This is a genomic window from Saccharopolyspora sp., from assembly GCF_017434145.1.
Classification (GTDB): domain Bacteria; phylum Actinomycetota; class Actinomycetes; order Mycobacteriales; family Pseudonocardiaceae; genus Saccharopolyspora_C; species Saccharopolyspora_C galaxeae.
Window position 1 is genome coordinate 1 of sequence record NZ_JAFRFW010001056.1, and the last position, 3,862, is coordinate 3,862.

Here is a 3,862-nt window from a genome sequence, read left to right on the forward strand (position 1 = left end):
GCACGCTTCGCGGGCGGCTTCGGCGATCTCCCGCCCGTGCTCGGTCAGCACCGCGTAGGTCACGCGCCGGTCGGTGTCGCAGGGCTGCCGCACGATCAGGTCGGCCGCGGCGAGCCGGTCGGCGACCTTGGTGAACCCGCCGCTGCTGAGCGCGGCCTCCCTGGCCAGCTTGGTCATCGGCATCCGGTGCTCCGGGGAGCGCACCAGCCGCAGCAGGATGTCGAAGGGCCCTGGTGTGAGACCGAAGCGCTCGGCGATCTCGCTCATCAGGCGCTCTTGGGTGAGGTGGTATCCCTCGATCACCAGTCCCCACCAGGTGACGATCTCGTCGTCGTCGGTGGTGAGGCCGTCGGTACCGGGCTCCGGGAGTCCGGCGGCAGTCGCCGGTTCCCCGCCGTGGAGGTCTTCGCCGTGGATGCCGCCGTTGGGTGTCACCGCGCCAGTCGCGCTGCCAACGCTCACCTGAGCTCCTTTCGATACCGCCATTAGCGGGACGCAAGTGTACCTGCCTGGCGTCTCGCGATGAAATCTCTTGCGCGAAAGAGAGTTGGTCAGTAATGTCCCGGCCGAGGGAGCCGCGCGCTCCCGGAACGCACGAATGCCGGGCAGTCGCCCGGCCGCCTCGAAGGAGCCGTTCATGGGCAACGTCAAGCTCAGCGTCATCTACTACTCGTCGACCGGCACCGGCACCGAGATCGCCAACGCGCTGGTGGCCGAGGCGGAAGCCGCCGGCGCCGAGGTGCGCCTGCGCAAGGCGCCGGAGCTGGCCCCCGACGCCGCGATCGACGCGAACCCGGCGTGGCGGGCGAACCTCGAGGCGACCCGCTCGGTGCCCGACGTCGCGGCCGAGGACGTGGTGTGGGCGGACGCGGTCATCTTCGGTTCGCCGACCCGCTACGGCAACATCGCCGCGCAGCTCAAGCAGTTCATCGACACCCTCGGCGGTGAGTGGCAGCAGGGCCTGCTGGCGGACAAGGTCTACAGCGGGTTCACCTCCAGCGCCACCAAGCACGGCGGTCAGGAGTCCACGCTGCTGGCGCTGTACAACACCATCCACCACTTCGGCGGCATCATCGTCAGCCCCGGCTACACCGACGGCTCGAAGTTCGTCGACGGCAACCCCTACGGCACCAGCCACGTCGACGCGCAGGGCCAGCTGAAGGTCGACGACGAGACCCGCACCGCGGCCAGCGTTCAGGCGCGCCGCGTCGTCAAGGTCGCCCAGGCCCTCAAGGCCGGCCAGGCAGCCTGATCCCAGGACGCCGGTGGGGCCGCGCGCCCCACCGGCACCCATCCTCCCGAACGACGGAGCTTTTCGATGAGCATCGCCACGAGCGGCCTGCACCACGTCACCGCGATCGCCGGTGATCCGCAGCGCAACGCCGACTTCTACCTGCGCACGCTGGGACTGCGGCTGGTGAAGAGCACGGTGAACTTCGACGACCCGGGCACCTACCACCTCTACTACGGCGACGAGGCGGGCCGCCCCGGCTCGTTGCTGACGTTCTTCCCGTGGAAGGGCGCGCCGAGCGGCCGCCGCGGCACCGGGCAGGCCACCACCACCGCGTTCTCCGTGCCGGAGCAGTCCATCGGCTGGTGGCACCGGCACCTGACCGAGCAGGGCGTCGAGGTCGGCGAGGTGCACAACCGCGACGGCGAGGACGCGCTGACCTTCACCGACCCGGACGGACTGGCGCTGTCGCTGGTCGCGCACCCGCAGGGCGATCCGCGCGCGCCGTGGGACAACGGGATCGTGCCCGCTGAGCACGGGGTGCGCGGGCTGCACTCGGTGACGTTGTCGGTCACCGAGGAGGAGGCCACGGCCTGGATGTTCGGCGACCTCGGGCTCACGTTCAGCTCCCAGGAGGACAACCGGTTCCGCTTCGCCGCGGGTGACGGCGGCCCGGGCGCGTTCGTCGACGTGCTGGTCACTCCGGACGAACCGGAAGGACTGGTCGCGGCCGGGACCGTGCACCACGTGGCGTGGCGCGCGCCCGACGAGACCGCGCAGGCCAACTGGCGCGAGGAGCTGGTCGACGCCGGATTGCAGGTGACCTCCATCCTCGACCGGCAGTACTTCCGCTCGATCTACTTCCGCGAGCCCGGCGGCACGCTGCTGGAGATCGCCACCGACGAGCCCGGATTCACCGCCGACGAACCGCTGCTGGAGCTCGGCCGGGAACTGAAGCTGCCGCCGTGGCTGGAGCCGGACCGCGAGCAGATCTCCCGGACGTTGCCGAAGCTCGACCTGCCCGCCGAGAACAACCCGGGGGTGGCGGCTTGAGCGAGCTGTCGCTGACGTACGAACACGTCGACGGCGACCCGGACGCGCCGGTGCTGCTGTTGCTGCACGGCACCGGCGGTGGCCCGAAGGATCTGCTTGGCGTCGCCCAGGAGCTCAGCCCGCGATCTCCGCTGCTGGCCCCGGCCGGTCCGGTGTCCGAAGGCGGTTCCGCGCGCTGGTTCCGCCGGATCGCCGAGGGCGTTTTCGACCACGACGACGTCGTGCGGCGCACCCACCAGCTCGCCGATTTCCTCGCCGCGGCCGTCGAAGAACACGGACTGGGCGGGCGCCGGCTGGTCGCGGTCGGCTTCTCCAACGGCGCGAACATCGCGGCCGCGCTGACGCTGCTGCGGCCCGAGTCGGTCCAGGAGGCGGTGCTGTTCGCCGCGATGCAGCCGGTTCCGGATCCGCCGGTGCACGACCTGACCGGCACCCGGGTGTTCCTGGGCAACGGGCGGATCGATCCGATGGCGCCGCTGGAGTCGGCGGACCGGCTGGTCGCGGACTTGCGCACCCGCTCGGCGGAGGTCACCGAGCACTGGCACGACGGCGGTCACCAGATCACGCTGCCCGGCGTGCACGCCGCGGCCGAATGGCTCGCGGGGCGGTAGGCGCAGCTCCGCGGAAACGCCCTCGCCGGTTCGGGGAGGGGAAAGACGGGCCGTCCGCCGGGTGGGGTGGGCGGCCCGTCCGGCTGCGCGGCCGGTGGCGGGTTCCGAGCGGGATTCCCCGGCGCACGGCTTGTCCGGCGGCACGCCGAGATCATCCGGCTGTCCGGTCTGCGATAATGGAGGTTCCCGGACAGAAGAGGAAGCGATGGATCTCGACCGGCTGCAGGCGGCGGAGACGCTGCACATGCGGCAGCGCGTGACGTTCATGGTCAACCGCTACGAGCTCCGGCTCGACGACGGCTCCGGCCGCGAAGGTGACCTGGTGGCCTTCGCCCAGCAGAAGCGGGTCAGCTTCAAGGAGCAGGTCACGTTCTACGCGGACCAGGACAAGCAGCGGGCGCTGGCGAGCTTCCGGGCGCGCAACGTCGTCGACCTCGCCGCCGGTTACGACGTCACCGACGCCCGCGGCGCGCCGCTGGGCGTGTTCCGCAAACGGTTCGGGAAGTCCTTGCTGCGCTCCACCTGGGATCTGGAGCAGCCCGGTTCGGTCGCCGCGAAGGGGCAGGAGCGCAGCATGGCGGTCGCGCTGCTGCGGCGGCTCTGGGAGATCGTCCCGTTCGTGGAGAACATCCCGTTCATGATCCCGTACCACTTCGACTTCACCGCCGAGGACGGCGCGGGATTCGCGGTCACGAAAAAGTTCGCGCTGCGCGACCGCTACGTCATCAAGATCGACGATCCGCGGCTGGACCGCAGGCTGGTGATCGCCCAGGCCGTCGCGCTGGACGCGCTGCAGGGCCGGTGAGTTGCAGCCCGGTGAACGGGCGCTGATCAGGCTCGCAGCACGTCGAGCACGATCCCGGCGAGTAGCTGGGGCCGGTCCAGCGGCAGCGCGTGGCTGGCGTCGGCCACGGTGACCAGCTCTCCGCGCGGGAACAGCCGCACCAGCTCGGCGTGCGTCGCATCC

General features: G+C 70.9%; 5 protein-coding genes. 4 read left to right on the top strand and 1 reads right to left on the bottom strand.

All coding sequences use genetic code 11. The annotated features are described in order from the left end of the window. On the bottom strand, positions 1 to 324 hold a 324-nt coding region (locus tag IJH84_RS28780), incomplete at its 3' end, for a MarR family transcriptional regulator (protein ID WP_295151187.1). A gap of 313 nt (positions 325 to 637) precedes the next feature. Here IJH84_RS28780 and wrbA point away from each other — a divergent pair. From wrbA to IJH84_RS28800, 4 genes are all read left to right on the top strand, one after another. Then, on the top strand, positions 638 to 1,252 hold the full coding sequence (wrbA, locus tag IJH84_RS28785) for an NAD(P)H:quinone oxidoreductase (protein ID WP_200070706.1): 615 nt from the start codon (positions 638 to 640) through the stop codon (positions 1,250 to 1,252). A 66-nt stretch (positions 1,253 to 1,318) separates the two neighbouring features. Continuing rightward, a complete protein-coding gene (locus tag IJH84_RS28790) occupies positions 1,319 to 2,284 on the top strand; it encodes a ring-cleaving dioxygenase (RefSeq protein WP_200070705.1) in 966 nt (321 codons plus the stop codon). Then, on the top strand, positions 2,281 to 2,895 hold the full coding sequence (locus IJH84_RS28795) for an alpha/beta hydrolase (protein WP_200070704.1): 615 nt from the start codon (positions 2,281 to 2,283) through the stop codon (positions 2,893 to 2,895). The genes IJH84_RS28790 and IJH84_RS28795 overlap by 4 nt, the downstream gene beginning before the upstream one ends. Before the next feature lie 205 nt (positions 2,896 to 3,100). Then, positions 3,101 to 3,700: a hypothetical protein gene (locus IJH84_RS28800; protein ID WP_295151185.1), complete on the top strand. Its 600-nt coding sequence runs from the start codon at positions 3,101 to 3,103 to the stop codon at positions 3,698 to 3,700. Positions 3,701 to 3,862: the final 162 nt, after the last annotated feature.

Excerpts from the sequence above, each read along its gene's own strand:
- wrbA (WP_200070706.1), top strand. The coding sequence starts at position 638 with ATGGGCAACGTCAAGCTCAGCGTCATCTACTACTCGTCGACCGGCACC.
- IJH84_RS28790 (WP_200070705.1), top strand. The coding sequence starts at position 1,319 with ATGAGCATCGCCACGAGCGGCCTGCACCACGTCACCGCGATCGCCGGT.
- IJH84_RS28800 (WP_295151185.1), top strand. The coding sequence starts at position 3,101 with ATGGATCTCGACCGGCTGCAGGCGGCGGAGACGCTGCACATGCGGCAG.